Source organism: Mesorhizobium sp. M1A.F.Ca.IN.020.03.2.1, from assembly GCF_004023205.1.
Lineage (GTDB): Bacteria > Pseudomonadota > Alphaproteobacteria > Rhizobiales > Rhizobiaceae > Mesorhizobium.
The window spans coordinates 1-4,246 of record NZ_RZSV01000342.1 but is presented as its reverse complement, the minus strand read 5'-3'; the positions used below and the strand labels follow the sequence as shown (position 1 = coordinate 4,246).

The window sequence follows — 4,246 nt, the reverse complement described above, 5'->3', positions numbered from 1 at the left end:
GCTTTCAACTCGTCCTGCATCTGCCGGCGCGCTGGATCTTAAGCTGCGCCGGCAGATGCAGGACGAGTTGAAAGCGATCCAGAAACGAGTCGGCACCGCTTTCGTCCATGTCACGCACGACCAGGAAGAAGCGATGGCCCTGGCTGACCATTGCGTGGTGATGAATGACGGGCGCATCGAGGACGAAGGACCGCCCGAGCGGGTCTATGCGCGGCCGAAGACTCGCTTCTCGGCGACCTTCATGGGCGAAAGCACGATTCTTGCCGGCAAAGCCGGCGAAACACAGGATGGACGCTTCGCAGTGGCGACCAGGCTCGGGCCGATCTCGCTGCCCGGCACGGCGCCGGCTGGCGCGGCTGTGGCGCTTGCCATCCGGCCCGAGCACCTCATCCTTGCGGGAGCGAAAGGCGACGTTGCGCTCGGCACCGCCAGAGTGAGCGACGTCGTCTACCAAGGGAGCTTCAAGCGGGTGCTCGCCACCTCGGCGCAGGATCCTGCATTGCAGTTCATCGCCAAGGCACCAGCTCCCGCGACCGTCCAGGCCGGCGACACGGTCGCGGTTTCATGCGATGCTCAAGACATCATCCTGCTGGCGGACTGATCCAATGAGCATGCTTCCGGTCATCGAGGCTCCGGACTGGTACGAGAGCATCCGCATGGGCGACGACGTCACGCTCATCCATGAGCCATGGATAAAGCCGTTCTTCCGCTGCAACATCTGGCATGTGCGCGGCCGCGACCGCGATCTTTTGTTCGATACCGGTCTCGGCCATGTCAGCCTGCGGCGCCATGTGCCGCTGGTCACCGAACACCAGCTTGTCTGCGTCGCCAGCCACACGCATTTCGACCACATCGGCTGCCACCACGAATTTCCGGATCGCTGCGTGCATTCCGCTGAAGCCCAGATCCTCGCCGATCCGCGCAACGAATGGACGGTCGCCGACCGCTACGCGACAGACGAGATGTTCGACGGCATGCCCGACGGATGGGATACGGCCAGCTACCGCATCCCGCCTGCGCCGGCCAACCGGCTGCTTGAGCATGGCGACGTTGTCGATCTCGGCGATCGTGCCTTCGAGGTCATCCACACGCCTGGCCACTCACCCGGCGGCATCGCGCTCTACGAGCGAAAGACCCGCATGCTCCTGTCGGGTGACATCGTCTATGACGGGCCGCTGATCGACGACGTCTACCACTCCGATATCGGCGACTATGTCGAGACGCTGCTTGCCATGCGCAACCTCGACGTCTCGGTTGTGCATGGCGGTCATTTCCCGAGCTTCGGCAAGGTGCGCTACCGCCAGGTGATCGACGAGTATCTCGCGCAGAAGCGGCAGGCGGGCTGTCACCTGCTGCAGAACCGCTAGCGCTTTAAAGCGCCCTTTGCGGACAGGGCATCCCGGCGGCGTCGCCGCAGCGGGAGGCCGTCGGATGCGGCCGCTGGCTCATCTCCTCCGAGTGGCGCACAAGCTCGGCGAACATGAGGGCGAAACTTCCCATCATCAGGAAGACTATGATCAGACGCGTCACCGGCAATAGACAGGTCTCTCGACTGGCCAGCCCCCGCCAACCCATCCACTGCCGGCTAACATGATCGATCCGGCTTTACGAGTGTTTAAGCCTGGTCTTAACCATTACAGCCATCACATTCGTTGCATGGCTGTCACGAAGCGCGAGCGCCAACGCCTATCCGCATGGCGGGGCGCACCGCCCTTTGCAGATGCGGTCGGCGCATGCTACGCCGTCGCCTGCGCGACCGGCAGGCGGTAGCGGTCGCCGTTCGGGATCCATGAGCAAAGAAACCAGCCGTTTCGCCTTCGTCTCTTCCGACACCGACGACGCCCGCGCGGCGCTGGAAACCTTGTCGGCGCGCTATGGGCAAATACCAGTCGCCGAGGCGGAGATCATCATCGCGCTCGGCGGTGACGGCTTCCTGCTGCAGACGCTGCGCGACACGATGAGCACGGGCAAGAAGGTCTACGGGATGAACCGTGGCACCATCGGCTTCCTGATGAACGAATATCGGGCCGGCGGTCTCGATGAACGCATTTCGAAAGCGGTATCCGAGACGATCCGCCCACTGGAAATGCAGGCGGTGACTCACGAGGGCGAAACGATCTCGGCGCTGGCGATCAACGAAGTGGCGCTTTGGCGCCAATCCTATCAGACCGCGAAAATACGCATCACCGTCGACGAGCAGGTGCGGCTGGAGGAATTGAACTGCGACGGCGTCATGATCGCGACACCCGCTGGTTCGACAGCCTACAATCTGTCGGCGCACGGGCCGATCCTACCGCTCGACGCGCCGCTTTTGGCGCTGACGCCGGTGAGTCCCTTCCGGCCCCGGCGCTGGCGCGGCGCGCTGCTCTCCAACAAAGCGATCGTGCGCTTCGACATATTGGAGTCGGAAAAGCGCCCGGTGAACGCCGCCGCCGACCACACCGAGGTCAAGGCGATCGCCTCTGTCACGGTGCGGGAATCGCCGACCGCGACGGCGACGTTGCTGTTCGATCCCAATCATTCATGGAACGAGCGTATTCTTGCCGAGCAATTCCGCTATTGAGCCGGTAGAAGACAATAACCCCGAATAAGCATCGCAATTAAGGTTACGTGTTCACAATCCGCCGGATTCCCGGCCGTTTCTGTTGACAAATCGCGGACTTGCGCCTAACTGCAACCCGATCTTGCAGGCGCGCGGCGCCCGCCGCAACGCGTGTTGCGATTTTTCCCGAACCAGCCAAAGACAGCCACAACTTGTCCGCAGACACTCAGACCGCTCAAGAAGCGTTGACGTTCACAGACCTCGGCCTGTCGCCGAAGGTCCTCTCCGCAGTCACCGATGCCGGCTACACCAAGCCTACCCCGATCCAGTCCGGCGCCATTCCGCATGCGCTGCTTGGCAAGGATGTGTTGGGCATTGCGCAGACAGGCACCGGCAAGACCGCTTCCTTCGTGCTGCCGATGCTGACCCGGCTGGAAAAGGGCCGTGCGCGTGCCCGGATGCCGCGCACGCTGATCCTCGAGCCGACACGCGAGCTCGCCGCCCAGGTTGAGGAAAACTTCGTCAAATACGGCAAGAACCACAAGCTCAACATCGCGCTGCTGATCGGCGGCGTCTCCTTCGAGGAGCAGGACAAGAAGCTGGAGCGCGGCGCCGATGTGCTGATCGCCACGCCCGGCCGGCTGCTCGACCACCGCGAGCGCGGCAAGCTCTTGCTCAACGGCGTGGAGATCCTCGTCATCGACGAGGCCGACCGTATGCTCGATATGGGCTTCATCCCGGATATCGAGCGCATCTGCGAGATGATCCCGTTCACGCGCCAGACCTTGTTCTTCTCGGCGACCATGCCGCCGGAAATCACCAAGCTCACCGAGAAATTCCTGCATGCGCCGGTGCGCGTCGAGGTATCCAGAGCCGCTTCCACCGCGACCAGCATCACGCAGCGCCTGGTGAAGTCAGGCTCCAAGCCGTGGGACAAGCGCGAGACGCTTCGCAATCTCATGCGGGCCGAAGAGTCCGATCTGAAGAACGCCATCATCTTCTGCAACCGCAAGGTCGAAGTGTCGGAGCTTTTCCGCTCGCTGCTGAAGCATGATTTCGACGCCGGCGCGCTGCATGGCGACATGGATCAGCGCGCCCGCATGCAGATGCTTGCCAATTTCCGCGATGGCAAGCTGCGTTACCTCGTCGCCTCGGACGTCGCCGCCCGCGGCCTCGATATTCCAGACGTCAGCCACGTCTTCAACTACGACGTGCCGATCCATGCAGAGGATTATGTCCACCGTATCGGGCGCACCGGCCGGGCCGGCCGCTCCGGAAAATCCTTCACCATCGCGACGCGCTCCGACACCAAATATGTCGACGCCATCGAAAAGCTGATTGGCACCAAGATCGAATGGCATGACGGCGACCTGTCAACGGTCGCCGAGAGCGAAGGCGAAGAAGCGCCTCGCCGTGGCCGCGGCGCGCCGCGGCGCGCCGGTCGCAAGGATGAGGACCGCAAGAGCCGTGGCGAGCGCAAGAAAAGCGCGGACCGCCACGCCAGGCACAGCGACGACGAGACGCCGGAGACACCACGCGAAGAGCAGCCGGTGGCCGAGATTGCCGATATTGCCGAGCGCCGCGCCCGCAAGGATGCGATCCGTTCCGAGAACGACCGCAAGGGTTCCGACAACCGCAACGAGCAGCGCGGGGCTTCCCGTCCTCAGCGCGACCACAGCCGCCCTAGCCGCCACCGCCATGAAG

4 protein-coding genes are annotated in these 4,246 nt (G+C 63.3%); all 4 read left to right on the top strand.

The features are described 5' to 3' along the window. Positions 1-601 (top strand): ABC transporter ATP-binding protein (locus EOA79_RS30100; RefSeq protein WP_164894011.1); only part of this gene is annotated, 601 nt, incomplete at its 5' end. Positions 602-605: 4 nt separating this feature from the next. Further along, the gene (locus EOA79_RS30095; RefSeq protein WP_095824704.1) at positions 606-1,367 is read left to right on the top strand and encodes an MBL fold metallo-hydrolase; all 762 of its coding nucleotides are present in this window, start codon (positions 606-608) and stop codon (positions 1,365-1,367) included. Between the two features lie 422 nt (positions 1,368-1,789). Continuing rightward, positions 1,790-2,563 carry an NAD kinase gene (locus tag EOA79_RS30085; RefSeq protein WP_067321550.1) on the top strand — a complete coding sequence of 258 codons (774 nt, stop codon included), beginning with the start codon at positions 1,790-1,792 and terminating at the stop codon, positions 2,561-2,563. A gap of 191 nt (positions 2,564-2,754) precedes the next feature. After that, positions 2,755-4,246 (top strand): DEAD/DEAH box helicase (locus EOA79_RS30080; protein ID WP_164894010.1); only part of this gene is annotated, 1,492 nt, incomplete at its 3' end.

Excerpts from the sequence above, each read along its gene's own strand:
- EOA79_RS30085 (WP_067321550.1), top strand. The coding sequence starts at position 1,790 with ATGAGCAAAGAAACCAGCCGTTTCGCCTTCGTCTCTTCCGACACCGAC.
- EOA79_RS30095 (WP_095824704.1), top strand. The coding sequence starts at position 606 with ATGAGCATGCTTCCGGTCATCGAGGCTCCGGACTGGTACGAGAGCATC.